17 protein-coding genes are annotated in these 14993 nt (G+C 61.9%); 13 read left to right on the forward strand and 4 right to left on the reverse strand.

The genetic code is table 11. The annotated features are described in order from the left end of the window. Positions 1 to 155 precede the first annotated feature (155 nt). The gene (upp, locus tag P0D84_RS14535) at positions 156 to 806 is read left to right on the forward strand and encodes a uracil phosphoribosyltransferase (RefSeq protein ID WP_011487457.1); all 651 of its coding nucleotides are present in this window, start codon (positions 156 to 158) and stop codon (positions 804 to 806) included. Positions 807 to 888: 82 nt separating this feature from the next. On the opposite strand, the gene P0D84_RS14540 is transcribed toward upp, so the two are convergent. Then, positions 889 to 1311, reverse strand: a complete 423-nt coding sequence (locus P0D84_RS14540; RefSeq protein ID WP_408337407.1) for a type II toxin-antitoxin system HicB family antitoxin — start codon at positions 1309 to 1311, stop codon at positions 889 to 891. Positions 1312 to 2029: 718 nt separating this feature from the next. Between P0D84_RS14540 and P0D84_RS14545 the strand changes: the two genes are divergently transcribed. From P0D84_RS14545 to rng, 8 genes are all read left to right on the forward strand, one after another. Then, positions 2030 to 2758 carry a YebC/PmpR family DNA-binding transcriptional regulator gene (locus tag P0D84_RS14545; protein ID WP_408337409.1) on the forward strand — a complete coding sequence of 243 codons (729 nt, stop codon included), beginning with the start codon at positions 2030 to 2032 and terminating at the stop codon, positions 2756 to 2758. Positions 2759 to 3007: 249 nt separating this feature from the next. Then, complete coding sequence (gene purD, locus P0D84_RS14550) at positions 3008 to 4306, forward strand: phosphoribosylamine--glycine ligase (protein WP_408337411.1); 1299 nt, start codon at positions 3008 to 3010, stop codon at positions 4304 to 4306. 235 nt (positions 4307 to 4541) lie between these two features. Then, entirely contained in the window at positions 4542 to 5465 is a 924-nt protein-coding gene (hemF, locus tag P0D84_RS14555) for an oxygen-dependent coproporphyrinogen oxidase (RefSeq protein WP_408337413.1), read from the forward strand. A gap of 34 nt (positions 5466 to 5499) precedes the next feature. After that, a complete protein-coding gene (locus P0D84_RS14560; protein ID WP_408337415.1) occupies positions 5500 to 6243 on the forward strand; it encodes a nicotinate-nucleotide adenylyltransferase in 744 nt (247 codons plus the stop codon). A gap of 4 nt (positions 6244 to 6247) precedes the next feature. After that, positions 6248 to 6703 carry a ribosome silencing factor gene (gene rsfS / locus P0D84_RS14565; RefSeq protein WP_408337417.1) on the forward strand — a complete coding sequence of 152 codons (456 nt, stop codon included), beginning with the start codon at positions 6248 to 6250 and terminating at the stop codon, positions 6701 to 6703. 114 nt (positions 6704 to 6817) lie between these two features. Continuing rightward, complete coding sequence (gene rlmH, locus P0D84_RS14570; RefSeq protein ID WP_408337419.1) at positions 6818 to 7288, forward strand: 23S rRNA (pseudouridine(1915)-N(3))-methyltransferase RlmH; 471 nt, start codon at positions 6818 to 6820, stop codon at positions 7286 to 7288. 235 nt (positions 7289 to 7523) lie between these two features. Continuing rightward, on the forward strand, positions 7524 to 8153 hold the full coding sequence (locus P0D84_RS14575) for a Maf family protein (protein WP_408337421.1): 630 nt from the start codon (positions 7524 to 7526) through the stop codon (positions 8151 to 8153). A 9-nt stretch (positions 8154 to 8162) separates the two neighbouring features. Continuing rightward, positions 8163 to 9632 (forward strand): ribonuclease G, encoded by a 1470-nt coding sequence (gene rng, locus P0D84_RS14580; protein ID WP_115782275.1) that lies wholly within the window; start codon positions 8163 to 8165, stop codon positions 9630 to 9632. A 139-nt stretch (positions 9633 to 9771) separates the two neighbouring features. Here the strand turns inward: rng and P0D84_RS14585 are convergent, their stop codons facing one another. Both P0D84_RS14585 and P0D84_RS14590 read right to left on the reverse strand, forming a co-directional pair. Beyond that, positions 9772 to 10317, reverse strand: coding sequence for a flagellar biosynthesis sigma factor (locus P0D84_RS14585; RefSeq protein ID WP_408337424.1), 546 nt, complete (start codon positions 10315 to 10317; stop codon positions 9772 to 9774). Positions 10318 to 10400: 83 nt separating this feature from the next. Then, complete coding sequence (locus P0D84_RS14590) at positions 10401 to 11135, reverse strand: DUF2515 family protein (protein WP_408339838.1); 735 nt, start codon at positions 11133 to 11135, stop codon at positions 10401 to 10403. Positions 11136 to 11155: 20 nt separating this feature from the next. On the opposite strand from P0D84_RS14590, the gene P0D84_RS14595 reads away from it, so the two are divergent. Then, positions 11156 to 11662 carry a hypothetical protein gene (locus P0D84_RS14595; RefSeq protein ID WP_408337426.1) on the forward strand — a complete coding sequence of 169 codons (507 nt, stop codon included), beginning with the start codon at positions 11156 to 11158 and terminating at the stop codon, positions 11660 to 11662. A gap of 94 nt (positions 11663 to 11756) precedes the next feature. On the opposite strand, the gene P0D84_RS14600 is transcribed toward P0D84_RS14595, so the two are convergent. Next, the gene (locus P0D84_RS14600) at positions 11757 to 12158 is read right to left on the reverse strand and encodes a hypothetical protein (RefSeq protein ID WP_408337428.1); all 402 of its coding nucleotides are present in this window, start codon (positions 12156 to 12158) and stop codon (positions 11757 to 11759) included. Between the two features lie 280 nt (positions 12159 to 12438). On the opposite strand from P0D84_RS14600, the gene P0D84_RS14605 reads away from it, so the two are divergent. The 3 genes from P0D84_RS14605 (at position 12439) to P0D84_RS14615 (ending at position 14806) form a co-directional block, all read left to right on the forward strand. Then, positions 12439 to 12864, forward strand: a complete 426-nt coding sequence (locus tag P0D84_RS14605; protein ID WP_408337430.1) for a ribbon-helix-helix domain-containing protein — start codon at positions 12439 to 12441, stop codon at positions 12862 to 12864. 117 nt (positions 12865 to 12981) lie between these two features. Then, the gene (locus tag P0D84_RS14610; RefSeq protein ID WP_408337432.1) at positions 12982 to 14115 is read left to right on the forward strand and encodes an extracellular catalytic domain type 1 short-chain-length polyhydroxyalkanoate depolymerase; all 1134 of its coding nucleotides are present in this window, start codon (positions 12982 to 12984) and stop codon (positions 14113 to 14115) included. Between the two features lie 181 nt (positions 14116 to 14296). Further along, positions 14297 to 14806 (forward strand): phasin family protein, encoded by a 510-nt coding sequence (locus tag P0D84_RS14615; RefSeq protein WP_408337434.1) that lies wholly within the window; start codon positions 14297 to 14299, stop codon positions 14804 to 14806. Positions 14807 to 14993: the final 187 nt, after the last annotated feature.

The raw sequence follows: 14993 nt of genomic DNA on the forward strand, positions 1-14993 counted from the left end.
ACTGCCCCGGGCCGCTGCAATCTCCGGTATCTTCCGGCGGCACTCTTTCGATAAACTTGCGGCGTGGCGTGCCCCGCCGGCTGTATTTTCAGCCGGCGCCAGCCGCCGATCCGATACCGGAGCCGATCCCTTTTTCCGCCGCTTGCGCCCCCGCCATGACTCAGGACAGCCGCTTTCCCAATCTTTTCATCCTCGATCACCCGCTGATCCAGCACAAGCTGTCGCATATGCGCGACCGGGACACCTCGACGCGCACGTTCCGCGAACTGCTGCGCGAGATCACGCTGCTGATGGGCTACGAGATCACCCGCAACCTGCCGATGACCACGCGCCGCCTCACCACGCCGCTGGTCGAAATCGACGCGCCGGTGATCGCCGGCAAAAAGCTGGCGATCGTGCCGGTACTGCGGGCCGGCATCGGCATGTCGGACGGCCTGCTGGAGCTGGTGCCGTCGGCGCGCGTGGGCCACATCGGCGTGTATCGCGCCGAGGACCATCGCCCGGTCGAGTATCTGGTGCGCCTGCCGGATCTGGAAGACCGCGTGTTCATTCTGTGCGATCCGATGGTCGCGACCGGTTACTCGGCTGTGCACGCGGTAGACGTGCTCAAGCGCCGCAACGTGGCGGGCGAGAACATCTTGTTCCTCGCGCTGGTGGCCGCGCCGGAAGGCGTGCAGGTGTTCCAGGACGCGCATCCGGACGTCAAGCTGTACGTGGCCTCGCTCGATTCGCACCTGAACGAGCACGCGTACATCGTGCCGGGTCTCGGCGACGCCGGCGACCGCCTGTTCGGCACGAAAAACTGACAGCAGCCCGGAGAGACAGCGGACGGACGCAGACGACGCGGAGCAACGCCGCCGTGCCTGCGCCCGCTACGCGAGCAGATGCCTATGCGGGCACAATCGACAACTCGAGGCGTTTGCCCAGCGCGGCGAGCGCGGACGCAATCGTGTCGATCTTCGTGACGTGACCGAGGTCGATCACGCGCTGGATATCTTGCGCACGGGTATGAAGGCGCCTCGCCAGTTCTGCGGCCGACACTTTTTGTGCCAGCATTTCGTTGAGCAGCAGCACCTTCGCCGCCAGGCTGGCGGGCAATTCGATCAGTTCTTCGCCACGCCGCGCCTTTGATGGCAACGGAACCTGACGCTTGTCTTCAAAGTAGAAATCCATTGCCGTCGCCAAGGCGTCCGCCGCCATTTCGCGTGCTTCTTCGAGCGTTGCGCCCGAGGTCAGGGCCTCGGGAATGTCGCGAAAGGAAACGGTCAAGCCGGCTTCGTCTGGTTCGATGCGGGCGGGGTAGCGAAACATAGGTAACTCTCCGTGGTCCCTTGACGGGAAAAGCCTGGGCGACGATGAAGCCCCTTGCGGGGCTTGCCTCTATTTGCATTTCAGTTGTTTGAGAATTACTTTGCGAAGCGGCTCCGAATCTCGTGAGCGGGATGCCTCGGCAGTGTGGTCTGCCGACCGTTCAGATACACCTTCAAATGTTTGCTGCCTTGTTCGAAAGTCGCCCCCTGGTCAGCGAGCCAACGTCTGAACTCGCTTTGCTTCACCGGCCCTCCTGTGTTCATGAACACAAAGTCGAATATAAACAAAAATGTTTATTTCAACAAGGCCGGCGATGCCGTTCGGGCGTGGCGCGCGGCGTCCAGCCGCTCCAAAAGACGCGCGTGGTGCCTACTTTCGGCTCATCCGGCCTCTGCCGCACCCCCGCGCCGTGATAAAATTCGAATCCGCTCAAAGAGCGGCTCAACTTGCACAACTGCCTGGCGCATCGCGCCTTTACGCGGGGCTTGCCGGAACTGGCGCGGCGTTTTCAGCCCGCTAGCCGCACCGCCTGGCCCCAACCGCGCTGCAACCGGTCCCGCTAGCCGCGGCGCAACCGGACACAGCCGGGCGTTATCAAGCTGAAACTGTCTGAATCGAGGCGCAAGATCGCAATCAGGATCGCAGTCGCAAGCGCCCGACATCGCAACGACAATTGCACTATGCGTGCGCCCCGCTGGCGCGCGCGATGGAGAAAGGTATGGCGGGTCATTCGAAATGGGCCAACATCAAGCATAAGAAAGCAGCGGCCGACGCCAAGCGCGGCAAGGTCTGGACGCGGCTCATCAAGGAAATCCAGGTCGCGGCCCGCATGGGTGGCGGCGACATCGACTCGAATCCGCGTCTGCGGCTCGCCGTCGAAAAGGCGTACGACGCCAACATGCCGAAAGATAACGTCAACCGCGCGATCCAGCGCGGTGTGGGCGGCGTGGACGGCGCAAACTACGAAGAAATCCGCTACGAAGGCTACGGCATCGGCGGCGCGGCGGTGATCGTGGACACCATGACCGACAACCGCACCCGTACGGTGGCGGACGTGCGTCACGCGTTCTCGAAGAACGGCGGCAACATGGGCACGGACGGCTCGGTGTCGTTCATGTTCGATCACGTCGGCCAGTTCCTGTTCGCGCCCGGCACGGCTGAAGACAAGCTGATGGAAGCCGCGCTCGAAGCCGGCGCTGACGACGTCGTCACGAATGAAGACGGCAGTATCGAAGTGCTGTGCCCGCCGAACGATTTCCCGAAGGTGAAGACCGCGCTTGAAGCCGCGGGCTTCAAGGCCGAGTTGGCCGAGGTGACGATGAAACCTCAGACGGAAGTCGAATTCACCGGCGACGACGCGGTGAAAATGCAGAAGCTGCTCGACGCGCTGGAGAGTCTGGACGACGTGCAGGAAGTCTATACAAACGCGGCGATCGCCGACGAATGAGCGTGCCCCGGCGGCGGGCTGTATCTGACGCTTTGCGCGTGGATCGGCATTGAATCACGCCTGCGCCTCCGGTAAGCCTCGCGGCTACTGAGCGGGCGTTGGTTTATGCCCTTCCGCACCGTTGCCACTCGGGTTCGCTATGTGCCCTGCGCCGCTCTCTGGCTGCGGGCCCATTGCAAACCTCGCTGTTATTCCACGGCTGAGCGTGATGCTTCAGCCGTTTATGGTTTTTAAGTCTCGGGGATTCACATGAAGTTACTCGTCGTCGGTTCCGGCGGTCGCGAACATGCGCTCGCATGGAAGCTCGCGCAATCGCCGCGGGTCCAGCTCGTCTACGTTGCGCCCGGCAACGGCGGCACGGCCCAGGACGAGCGTCTGCGCAACATCGACATCACCGATCCTGCCGCGCTCGCCGATTTCGTCGAGAAAGAACAGGTCGCCTTCACGCTGGTCGGGCCGGAAGGTCCGCTCGCCGCGGGTATCGTCAACCTGTTCCGCTCGCGCGGTCTGAAGATTTTCGGACCGAGCAAGGAAGCCGCGCAGCTCGAAAGCTCGAAGGATTTTGCCAAGGCGTTCATGAAGCGTCATGCGATCCCGACCGCCGAATACGAAACGTTCGCCGACGTGGCCGCCGCGCACGCGTATCTGGACGCCAAGGGCGCGCCGATCGTGATCAAGGCCGACGGCCTCGCCGCCGGCAAGGGCGTGGTGGTCGCGCAAACGCTGGAAGAAGCGCACGCCGCGGTCGACATGATGCTGTCGGACAACAAGCTGGGCGATGCCGGCGCGCGTGTCGTGATCGAGGAATTCCTCGCCGGCGAGGAAGCGAGTTTCATTGTGATGGTGGATGGCAAGCATGTGCTGGCGCTCGCCTCGAGCCAGGACCACAAGCGTCTGCTCGACGCCGATCAGGGCCCGAACACGGGCGGCATGGGCGCCTACTCGCCCGCGCCGATCGTCACGCCGCAACTGCATGCACGCGTGATGCGCGAGATCATCCAGCCGACCGTGCGTGGCATGGAGAAAGAAGGCATCCGCTTCACCGGCTTCCTGTACGCCGGTCTGATGATCGACGCACAAGGCAACCCGAAGACGCTCGAATTCAACTGCCGGATGGGCGACCCGGAAACGCAGCCGATCATGGCGCGCCTGAAGGGCGACTTCTCGAAGGTGGTCGAGCAGGCAATTGCCGGCACGCTGAACACGATCGAACTGGAATGGGACCGCCGCACCGCGTTGGGCGTCGTGCTCGCGGCGCACAACTATCCGGACACGCCGAGAAAGGGCGACCGGATCAGTGATATTCCGGCAGAGACCGATGATTCGGTCACGTTCCACGCCGGCACCACGCTCGCGGACGGCAAGCTGACCACCTCGGGCGGCCGCGTGTTGTGCGTGGTCGGTCTGGCGGATTCGGTGCGCAGCGCGCAATCGGTCGCGTACGAGACGATCAACCAGATCTCGTTCGACGGCATGCAATATCGCCGCGACATCGGCTACCGTGCATTGAACCGCAAGCACGACGCCAAGACAGAAGGCAAGCACTAAGCCACATCCCCACTCGCCCGCGTGCGGCGCCAACGGCGCTACACTGCGGATTTCGCGGTCGTAGCCGCGCCCACCGCACCATGTGGGCGCCCCGGGTCGAGCGGCATTCACCCGGCGCGAACAAATGTGCCGCCGCGCCTTCGCAGGAGCAGGAACATCCTGACGAAGGCCCGGCCGTTGCCCTTCACGAAGAACCCGTGGCACGTCGAGCGTGCCGCCCTCAGCATCTGCATTCATGACCGATTCGACCTATGACGCACAGGCCGTGCGCAGCTGGCTGCAAGGCCTGCAAACGCATATCGCGGACACACTCGGCGCGTTCGACGGTAAGCCGTTCGCGACCGACGCGTGGCAGCGCGGCCCCGGCGAAAAGCTGCGCGGCGGCGGCTGCACGCGGATTCTGGAAGGCGGCAACGTCTTCGAACGCGCCGGCATCGGCTTCTCGGACGTAGCGGGCGACACGCTGCCCGGTTCGGCGAGCGCCGCGCGCCCGCAACTGGCCGGCCGTGGTTTCGAAGCCATGGGCGTCTCGCTCGTGCTGCACCCGCACAATCCGCACTGCCCGACCGTGCATATGAACGTGCGTCTGCTGGTTGCAACCAAAGCCGGCGAAGAGCCGGTGTTCTGGTTCGGCGGCGGCATGGATCTGACGCCGTACTACGGCTACGAGGAAGACGCGCAGCATTTCCATCGTGTCTGCCGCGACGCGCTGCAGCCTTATGGTGCGGACCTCTACCCGAGTTTCAAGCGCTGGTGCGACGAGTATTTCTTCCTCAAGCACCGCAACGAACCGCGTGGCATTGGCGGGATTTTCTTTGACGATTTCTCGGCGCTGGGCTTCGATCAATCGTTCGCGATGCTGAAAAGCGTCGGCGAGGGATTCCTCAAAGCGTACCTGCCGATCATCGAAAAGCGCCGCAACATTCCGTACGGCGAAGCCGAGCGGGACTTCCAGGCATACCGGCGCGGCCGTTACGTCGAGTTCAATCTGGTCTTCGACCGTGGCACACTGTTCGGGCTGCAGAGCGGCGGACGCACCGAATCGATTCTGATGTCGATGCCGCCTGTGGTGAACTGGCGCTACAACTGGCAGCCGGAACCGGGCACGCCGGAAGCGCGTCTTTACAGCGATTTTCTCGTGCCGCGCGAGTGGGTGTGAGGCTGAGGCCCGTTAGGCCCAAGCCTCACTGCACGTGACCACGACAAAGGATCTTCACCTGAAGCCGAACGCTCATCCTGTCGCCCTGCCTCGCCGGATCGGCCTGCTCGGCGGCACTTTCGATCCGATCCACGACGGCCACCTCGCGCTCGCGCGGCGTTTCGCCGAGGTGCTGGACCTGACCGAACTGGTGCTGCTGCCGGCCGGCCAGCCCTGGCAGAAAACCGACGTGTCAGCCGCCGAACACAGGCTGGCCATGACCCGCGCCGCCGCCGGCGCGTTGGTGCTGCCGGGCGTGACCGTGCGGGTGGCGACCGACGAAATTGAACACGACGGTCCGACCTACACCGTCAATACGCTTCAATTTTGGCGTGAACGTGAAGGTCCGGATGCGTCGATTGCGCTTCTGATCGGCGCGGATCAACTGGTGCATCTCGACAGCTGGCGCGACTGGCGGCGTCTGTTCGACTTTGCTCACATCTGCGCGGCCACGCGCCCCGGTTTCGATCTCGCGTCGATTCCGCCCGTGGTCGCTAAAGAAATCGACGCGCGCCGTGCCCGCGCCGACGTTCTGCAAGCCACCCCCTGCGGCCACTTGCTGATCGATACGACGCTTGCGTTCAACGTCTCGGCCACCGACATTCGCGCGCATCTGCGCGAACAGGTGAACCAGCGGCTCGCCCTCGTGGGCGAGGAACAGCAAGACCAGGCCGCCGCGAGCCATGTCCCCACCGCGGTGTGGGACTATATTCTTCAACATCATCTGTACCACCGGTAACCCCATGGATATTCGCAAACTGCAACGCGTGATCGTCGACGCTCTCGAAGACGTCAAAGCGCAAGACATCAAGGTGTTCAACACCAGCCACCTGACGGCGTTGTTCGATCGCGTGATCGTCGCGAGCGGCACCTCGAACCGCCAGACCAAGGCGCTCGCTTCGAGCGTGCGCGAGAGCGTCAAGGAAAACGGCGGCGACATCATCAGCACCGAGGGTGAGGACATCGGCGAATGGGTGCTGGTCGATTGCGGCGACGCGATCGTGCACATCCTGCAGCCGGCGCTGCGCCAGTACTACAACCTCGAGGAAATCTGGGGCGACAAGCCGGTGCGCATCAAGCTGTCGACGCCGAATCCGTTCGGCGGCGCGCGCTCGAGCGAGCCGGACGACGAGGACGAAGAGGAAGATGCGCCGGCTGTCAAAAAGCCCGCACGCAAGGCGCCGGCACGCCGCAAGTAAGCGCCCGGCTAGCAAACAGCTGAAGTCCGCGACGTGTAGTCCGCGGTTGCGTCCGCGATTGCAGCGCTTGCGCCCTCTATTCCACCCGTGATTGCATCCGCGATTACATCCGTCATGAAACTGCATATCCTCGCTGTCGGCCACAAGATGCCGGACTGGATCGCCACCGGCTTCGACGAATACGCGAAACGCATGCCACCCGAGCTGCGTATCGAGCTGCGCGAGATCAAGCCCGAGCAGCGTTCGTCGGGGCGTCCAGCCGAAAGCGTGATGGCTGCCGAGCGGCAGAAAATCGAAACCGCGTTGCCGAAGAACGCGCGCATCGTCGCGCTCGATGAACGCGGCAAGGACTGGACCACGATGCAGCTCGCCGGCGCCCTGCCCGGCTGGCAACAGGACGGCCGCGACGTGGCGTTTCTGATCGGCGGTGCCGACGGGCTCGATCCCGATCTGAAAGCGCGCGCCGATATGCTGCTGCGCGTCTCCAGCCTGACGCTGCCGCACGCGATGGTGCGCGTGCTGCTCGCCGAACAGCTTTACCGCGCGTGGACCATCACGCAAAATCACCCCTATCACCGCGTGTGAGCGAACGAGCCTGCTGACAGATCGCGCGTTTTCTGGTCTCGTCGCCTGCGCAGGTTGACGGGCTTGTAGACAAGTTCTTCGACACGATTTTTGGCCTGCTGATCGGCCTGCTTATCGGGCTGTTTTATCGACACCTCTTGCGTGGTGTACTTCGACACGCTGATCGACGCTCGACCGACAAGCTCGCCGCGCGCTTCTCGCGCATTGACACAATCCGCCTCATCGAGACCTGTTCATGCCAACGCACACCGCTTCGCTGCATCCGTTCGTCTACCTCGCGTCTCAGAGCCCACGCCGCCAGGAGCTGTTGCAGCAGCTCGGCGTGCGTTTCGAATTGCTGCTGCCGCGTCCCGATGAAGATGCCGAAGCGCTTGAAGTCGAATTGCCCGGCGAGCGCGCGCGCGACTACGTACAGCGCGTGTGCATCGCCAAAGCTCACGCCGCGCGCGCCCGTCTCGTGGCCGGCGGCCATGTGGCACGGCCGATTCTGGTTGCCGACACAACTGTCACGATCGATGACGCGATCCTCGGCAAACCCGTCGACGCCGACGACGCCGTCGCGATGCTCACACGCCTCTCTGGTCGCGCTCACGAGGTGTTGACGGCCGTCGCGGTGGTCGACGCCGAAGGCACGTTGCTGCCTGCTGCGCTATCGGTATCGAAGGTGCGTTTTGCTGCACTGCACGCGCACGCTCTGCGCCGCTACGCGGCCAGCGGCGAGCCGCTCGGCAAGGCGGGCGCATATGGTGTGCAGGGACGCGCCGCGGAGTTTATCGAACATATCGACGGGTCCTATTCAGGTATCATGGGTTTGCCGCTTTTTGAAACCGCTGCCCTCCTGCGTGCAGCGCGCATCGACTTCTAAAATAACACCATGAATGAAGAAATCCTGATCAATGTCACGCCGCAGGAAACGCGAGTCGCGCTCGTCCAGCAAGGCGCCGTCCAGGAACTTCACGTCGAACGAACGCTGTCGCGGGGACGCGTCGGCAATGTCTATCTCGGCAAAGTCGTCCGCGTGTTGCCGGGCATGCAATCCGCCTTCATCGACATCGGTCTGGAACGCGCCGCGTTCCTGCATGTAGCCGATATCTGGCACCCGCGCATTGCCGGCGAGCCGCAGCATCAGACGCCGCATCAGCCGATCGAAAAGATCGTTTTCGAAGGCCAGACGCTGATGGTGCAGGTCGTGAAGGATCCGATCGGCACCAAGGGCGCAAGACTGTCCACGCAGGTGAGTATCGCCGGGCGCACGCTCGTGTATCTGCCGCAGGAGCCGCACATCGGCATCTCGCAGAAGATCGAGAGCGAAGCCGAACGCGAGGCCGTGCGCGCGCGTTTGACCGCCGTGTTGCCCGCCGATGAAAAAGGCGGCTACATCGTGCGCACCATTGCCGAAGATGCGACCAGCGAAGAGTTGGCGGGGGACGTCGCGTATTTGCGCAAGACCTGGGCGACGATCATCTCGCAAGGTCAGCGCATGCCGCCGACCAGCCTGCTGTATCAGGACCTGAATCTCGCGCAACGTGTGCTGCGCGATTTCGTGAACGATGAAACGTCGCGGATTCAGGTCGACTCGCGCGAGACCTATCAAATGCTTGCCGACTTCGCGGCGGAATTCACGCCGGCGGTGTCGTCGAAGCTGCATCACTACACCGGCGAGCGGCCGCTCTTCGATCTGTACAACATCGAGGCGGAGATCCAGCGCGCATTGTCGCGCCGGGTCGATCTGAAGTCCGGCGGGTATCTGGTGATCGACCAGACCGAGGCGATGACCACCATTGACGTGAACACCGGCGGTTACGTCGGCGCGCGCAATTTCGACGATACGATCTTCAAGACCAACCTTGAAGCCGCGCACACGATCGCGCGGCAATTGCGGCTGCGTAATCTGGGCGGCGTGATCATTATCGACTTCATCGATATGGAGAACGTCGAGCATCGCGATCAGGTGCTCGGTGAGTTGAAGAAGGCGTTGTCGCGGGATCGCACGCGCGTGACTGTGAATGGGTTCTCGCAGCTTGGGTTGGTGGAGATGACGCGCAAGCGCACGCGCGAATCGTTGGCTCATGTGCTGTGCGAGCCCTGCCCGGTTTGCCAGGGTAAGGGGCAGGTCAAGACGCCGCGCACAGTGTGCTATGACGTGCTGCGCGAGATTCTGCGCGAGTCGCGACAGTTCAATCCGCGTGAGTTTCGCGTAGTGGCGTCACAGCAGGTGATCGATCTGTTTCTTGAAGAAGAGTCGCAGCACCTGGCGATGCTGATCGATTTCATCGGCAAGCCGGTGTCGTTGCAGGTGGAGTCGAATTTGAGTCAGGAGCAGTACGATATTGTGCTGATGTGACGCGACCCATTGACGAGAAAAGGCCCGCGCGGATCGCACTGGTTCATAAAATCAAACATCTTGGGACTTGCTCCTGTTTATCGGTACCCGTCAATCTCGATGGTATCGCTCTCCGCGTCCTCGACGCGGTGGCCGCGTGTCAATCGCCGGGATAGGCTTCCATGAGCGGCGGACCGCTAAGCTCAACGGTTATGAGATAACGCTCGTCCTGTGGCCGGCTTTCGTGGACGAACCGTCGAATATCGAGGGCGACCTGATATTTGCCGGCGACCTGCCAAAAGGACTGTGGATCGTCGCCGCGCCGTATGCTCTCCACCATCGTCGGCGTGCTTGTGATTGGTGGAAAGCGTTGAGCGCGTATCGGATGCCAGCCGCGCCGTTGTAACTGTTCCTGCAAATCCTCGACAATGACCATTGCCTTATCGAGGGGCAAGGTTTCAATCTGCGGTGACAACGTTGCCGATTCGACCTTTCCAAACTCGCCCGTTCCGACATATAGGAGTTTTGCCGGAGGCGTGACGAAGCCATGCTCAGGATCTGTGAAACGCAATCTGGCTGGCCGAGTTACGAATCCTCCCCAAAATATTCCAGGGTCGCCAGCAGGCAAGGTCGAGCGGGATTGCTTGCGCACCTGCTCATAGGGCTCCCCTAGCGTCAGTACAACTTCGTCAACGGGACTTGTCATCGCATAAATACCCCAAACAACGGCACAGCCGATTAGAGCGCATACGAGATACCCGCATCCTTTGATTCTTCCGCGCAACATGATCACCTCGGATGCGCAATCAGAAAAATCGAGTTTTCGACCATGTGCTTCTCTATAGGGTCGCGCAGCAGATTATCGAACCGCTGTGCCGCGCGTGGCACGAACGCCATCCGTTGGTTGGGGTCCGCCAGATTAGCCAGGGGCTGTTTGCTGAAGATCTCGTGTTTGGCATTGGCACCCGTGACCGTGCACTGGTTCGCCAGAGTCAGCTGAATTTCCCGCGCCGATCCGGTTGGGATATTCAGCGCCCACGCGAACTGGTTGGCCCGCATCAACATGGCAAACGCCGTATTGTCGTACATGGCCGGTTGCAGGATGTTAAGTTGTTCGTGCTCCGCCAACAACTTGACACCTCCAGCAGTATCCCCCGCGTCAATCGCATCAAACGCGCGCACGACGCGGGGCTGCACCGCACCGAACGGAACGGCCGCTTCAATCGGCCACACGACCGAGCCGCGCAACTCCCGCCGCTCCGGTAAGCACCGCTTGAACCGTTGCAATCCGAATTTCTTGTAAAACATGTGTAGCGGCCACACGTCGAGAAACAACGCCGTGTTGCCCTTCGCCAGCATCGCGTAGACCTTGTGTGCACCTTCGCCGGACGCCTGAGCCGGTATTGGCATGCGCGGCGATGCGTAGGGCGACAGGCGTTCAAGCGGCGAACTGGTTTTGTCCCACTGCTGGTAGGCGTTGCGTTGTCGGTTCGACATGCTGATCATCTCTGCGGCGTTGAGCAGTCCGCAGCCGACCTGTTTGGATGCGAACGCTGCAAGCCCGGCCCACTGGGACGGATATCGACTTCGAAGCCCATCACGGAAACGCTAACCCACACGCGCATAATTGGGACGGCGACAACCGCGACGAAGGCGCGCCCCGTTTCAGTACTGCCTTGGTGATCAAAAGGACAGAAGCAACGCTCGCGGAATGGAACTACTTCCACGACTGGTATCTCTACCGCATCGCTATCGGACCAAATCAAGAGCCCCGGAAGCTGACGCTTGGCCTGTATCTCGGGGACAAGCGCGCATCCATAACGTTCGAAGGCGTGACATGCTTCAGCGTTGAACACCTTGGGCTATTGAACATCGCCTACAGCGTCCGGATCGTCGAAGCAACCGATAAGAACTACGAGTACGCGATTGCCGCCTTGAACAAAGGCGAGCGCCTTTCGACGCAGAAGGGCGCGAAAGTCGCGTTCATGCACGCCAGTCTTGGCGCGGAGATCGCAGTCGAGTTTGATTCGCTAAAGATCGAGTCCGCATGAAGTGATAGCAAGCACCGCAAAACACGGTGGCAAATAGCGGGACTTACCCGCTACTCCATCCCAACCGATCCTCACCGCGCGCACTCCACGCCCCTCACTCCTCACACTTCACATCCTCTCTACGCACCACGACGATCGCCGGGTACGTCCCGTGGTCGAGTTCCACGCGTGCCACCACGGCGACCGTTGTGGCATCGGTGTCGTCGTACACGCTGACCCGCTCGTTCCGGAAGTCGGTGAGACCGACGCAGTCCGACGTGCGCCCTTCGTCGGAGACCTTGCATTGGATCGGGTTGTCGGCCAGGTAGCGATACCTGTTGGAGTTCGCCATCGTCATGTATTCGCGAACGCTTTGAGCCGATCCGCCAATACCCGTGACGTACGCGATCGCGCACGATTGTTTGGGCGCCGCATTGCTGCTTGATGTTTGAGCTCTCGCCTGAGCGCTCGCAACGGCAATGGCGACGACAAGTGACGATGCAATGATGTGCTTCATGGCTTGGTTCCCGTTTTGCGGATCTGAGCGCAGGATTGTAAAGGCATCCCGCGCGGACCATCCGGCTGGGACGCAGTTTCGCCGCGCGCTCTTTGCCCCTACGCGCAACCGGCACGGAGAAAAGCCGCAGACGTTACCGTCAGCACAACAACCGCCGCAAAAACCTCTACCGGCCCTCAATTTCCCCGTTGACGTCTTCCTGACCCGAAGCGTATAACCATCCCATTGGATGTTAATTGGATGGTATATGGATGTTCGACGGATACTGAACAGGACAGAAATGGCCAACCTCAAACTCATCAGCACCTCCCGCCCCAAAGGCGGTGAGACCGAAAAAATCACCATCAACCTTGGTCCAATCGACTTGGGCCAGATCGATTTACTCGTCGAAGAAGGTTTTTACTCGAACCGCACCGACCTGATTCGTACGGCGATCCGCAACCAGCTCGCCGTACATGCGCAGGTCGTCACGGAAACGGTGACCCGGCGCGCGATGGTGCTCGGCTTGCAGCACTTCTCGAGGCAGGACCTCGAAGCCGCTCAAACCGCGAACGAACGACTGGACATCCATGTGCTCGGCCTCGCCAGCATCGCAGCGGATGTGCCGCCGGAACTCGCGGCGGCCACGATTGCATCGGTGGTGGTGCTCGGTGCATTTCACGCGTCGCCCGCGGTCAAGGCGGCGCTCGCCGGCCGCATCAGGTAGGCCCACCTCGCGTGGCTGATCTTATGGTTGAAGACGTGGCTGACCACGTTGAACTAGTGAAGCTCATCGCCTGCCCAGCCGCGCCTTCTGCAAGTCAATCTATAACCGCTTACGATCATGAAAATGAATGAAGATTTCCTGAAGTCGATGAAAGACGCCTTCGACCTGCTGCAAACGAAAGGGGCGAAGGAAGCGACCGCTGCGGTTCAGCGCGCGCTCGCGGGCGCCTCGGCCGAAGCCGGCAACGCACACCCATCGCACACGCCGCAGGGTGTCAACGAATGGGCACGAGCGTGGACGCAAGCGCAAACTCAAACCCAAAATCAGGCGCAATCCCGAGCCCACACCACGCCACACGCGCCCGCCGAGCGCACTTTCGACGCCGACACGCCCGGCACCTTCAGCACCCATACCTTCAGCAATAGCGCGGGCCAACGCCAATACAAGCTCTACGTACCCGCCGTCTACAACAGCGAACCGTTGCCGCTGATCGTGATGCTGCACGGCTGCACGCAAAACGCCGACGACTTCGCGGCCGGCACGCGCATGAACGAAATGGCCGAGCGCCATGGCTTCATCGTCGTGTATCCGAATCAGTCGCAAGCGGCTAATCATTCGAAGTGCTGGAACTGGTTCAAGCCTGCCGACCAGCAGCGCGATCAGGGCGAGCCGTCGTTGATCGCCGGCATCACGCGGGAGGTGATGGCGCGCTATCGCGTCGATCCGGCACGGGTGTACGTGGCGGGTCTATCGGCGGGCGGCGCCATGGCGGACGTCATGCTGAAGACTTCGCCCGACCTGTATGCGGCAGCCTGCGTGCACTCCGGCCTCGCATACGGATGCGCGAAGGATCTGCCCTCGGCGCTCGCCGCGATGAAGGGCGGCAAGGCACATCGCAACCGCTCACCCGTCGAACCGCAACGCCCGCTCATCGTGTTTCATGGCGACGCGGACACGACCGTGCATCCCTCGAACGCCACAGCGCTCGTAGCAGGCTTCGACGCCGGCGTCACGGCAATCGGCACGCCGTCGCATACGGCAGGCACAACGAGCGGCCAGCGCGGCTGCACGGTGCAACGGCGCGTCGCGGCGAACGGCGTGGAAGCGGAGCATTGGTCGATTCATGGCGCGGGTCACGCATGGGCCGGCGGCAGTCAGCGTGGCTCCTACACGGACCCATCTGGCCCCGACGCGACGGCCGAAATGCTGCGCTTCTTCCTCGCCCATCCACGAACGTCAGCCACGCATTAATTACTTTCAACTGATGAATGATCGCGACGAAAGTGCTGTACATCCAGCCGCAAAGGTATAGAGTGAGTCATGTTGCAGCGCAGCAAAAAACACTGCGCCGCGTCGACCTGCCGTCTCGCTTGAGACCTGGCCTCCGAAATCCTTTGGACGCCTGCGCTGGGTCACTTCGGAGATCACACTTATGCAAAGCCCCGCGATCGAACATAGCGCCGCCTTTGGCCAACGCACTTTCAACATCTTCACCGACTTGCAGCTCGACGGCCTGGCCTGCCTGCAAAAACTCGGCGAGCTCAATCTCGCGGCGCTGAAGGCAACCGTCACCGAAAGCAAGAACGCGCTGTCGGCCGGCCAGGTCAACATCGCGCCGTTTGCGGGCGCGACCGAGCTACAGCAGCAACTGATTCAACGCACCCTGTCGTACGCACAGCACGTCAAGGAAATCGACGCCCAATTCACCGCGGCGTTGAACAAGGCTGGCGAAGCCCTACGCGAAGAGTTCGGCGCCAGCGCGGCGCAGTTCGGTTCGGGTTTCGGGCAGACCACGCCGTTCAGTTCCGACAGCGCATTTGGCGCAATGCAATCCGTGATGGCTTCGATGATTCAGTCGGGCAACGCGATGCAGGACAGCATGAAGCGTGTATCCGGTGCCCTGACGGGCACGGCGATTACCACCGCGGACAACGCTGCATAGTAAGTCTCGCGTCGTAACGCGCGGTATAGCGACTAAAGGAAAGGGGCCGATTGGCCCCTTTTCTTTTTTCCGCTTAGCCGGGCTACACACGTTTTGCGCAACGCGAGTCCGACTTTCAACCTCGATATGTTGCGTACCGCTGCTGCTGCAGCGATGCACTGCACCGACAGAAGGATTGATAGGCTAA

The sequence above is a fragment of the Paraburkholderia sp. RL17-337-BIB-A genome, assembly GCF_046025895.1.
GTDB classification, from domain to species: domain Bacteria; phylum Pseudomonadota; class Gammaproteobacteria; order Burkholderiales; family Burkholderiaceae; genus Paraburkholderia; species Paraburkholderia fungorum_C.

Bases quoted from the DNA above. Each gene is read 5' to 3' on its own strand.
- upp (WP_011487457.1), top strand. From the start codon at position 156: ATGACTCAGGACAGCCGCTTTCCCAATCTTTTCATCCTCGATCACCCG.
- P0D84_RS14540 (WP_408337407.1), bottom strand. From the start codon at position 1,311: ATGTTTCGCTACCCCGCCCGCATCGAACCAGACGAAGCCGGCTTGACC.
- P0D84_RS14545 (WP_408337409.1), top strand. From the start codon at position 2,030: ATGGCGGGTCATTCGAAATGGGCCAACATCAAGCATAAGAAAGCAGCG.
- purD (WP_408337411.1), top strand. From the start codon at position 3,008: ATGAAGTTACTCGTCGTCGGTTCCGGCGGTCGCGAACATGCGCTCGCA.
- hemF (WP_408337413.1), top strand. From the start codon at position 4,542: ATGACCGATTCGACCTATGACGCACAGGCCGTGCGCAGCTGGCTGCAA.
- rsfS (WP_408337417.1), top strand. From the start codon at position 6,248: ATGGATATTCGCAAACTGCAACGCGTGATCGTCGACGCTCTCGAAGAC.
- rlmH (WP_408337419.1), top strand. From the start codon at position 6,818: ATGAAACTGCATATCCTCGCTGTCGGCCACAAGATGCCGGACTGGATC.
- P0D84_RS14575 (WP_408337421.1), top strand. From the start codon at position 7,524: ATGCCAACGCACACCGCTTCGCTGCATCCGTTCGTCTACCTCGCGTCT.
- rng (WP_115782275.1), top strand. From the start codon at position 8,163: ATGAATGAAGAAATCCTGATCAATGTCACGCCGCAGGAAACGCGAGTC.
- P0D84_RS14585 (WP_408337424.1), bottom strand. From the start codon at position 10,317: ATGACAAGTCCCGTTGACGAAGTTGTACTGACGCTAGGGGAGCCCTAT.
- P0D84_RS14595 (WP_408337426.1), top strand. From the start codon at position 11,156: ATGCGAACGCTGCAAGCCCGGCCCACTGGGACGGATATCGACTTCGAA.
- P0D84_RS14600 (WP_408337428.1), bottom strand. From the start codon at position 12,158: ATGAAGCACATCATTGCATCGTCACTTGTCGTCGCCATTGCCGTTGCG.
- P0D84_RS14605 (WP_408337430.1), top strand. From the start codon at position 12,439: ATGGCCAACCTCAAACTCATCAGCACCTCCCGCCCCAAAGGCGGTGAG.
- P0D84_RS14610 (WP_408337432.1), top strand. From the start codon at position 12,982: ATGAAAATGAATGAAGATTTCCTGAAGTCGATGAAAGACGCCTTCGAC.
- P0D84_RS14615 (WP_408337434.1), top strand. From the start codon at position 14,297: ATGCAAAGCCCCGCGATCGAACATAGCGCCGCCTTTGGCCAACGCACT.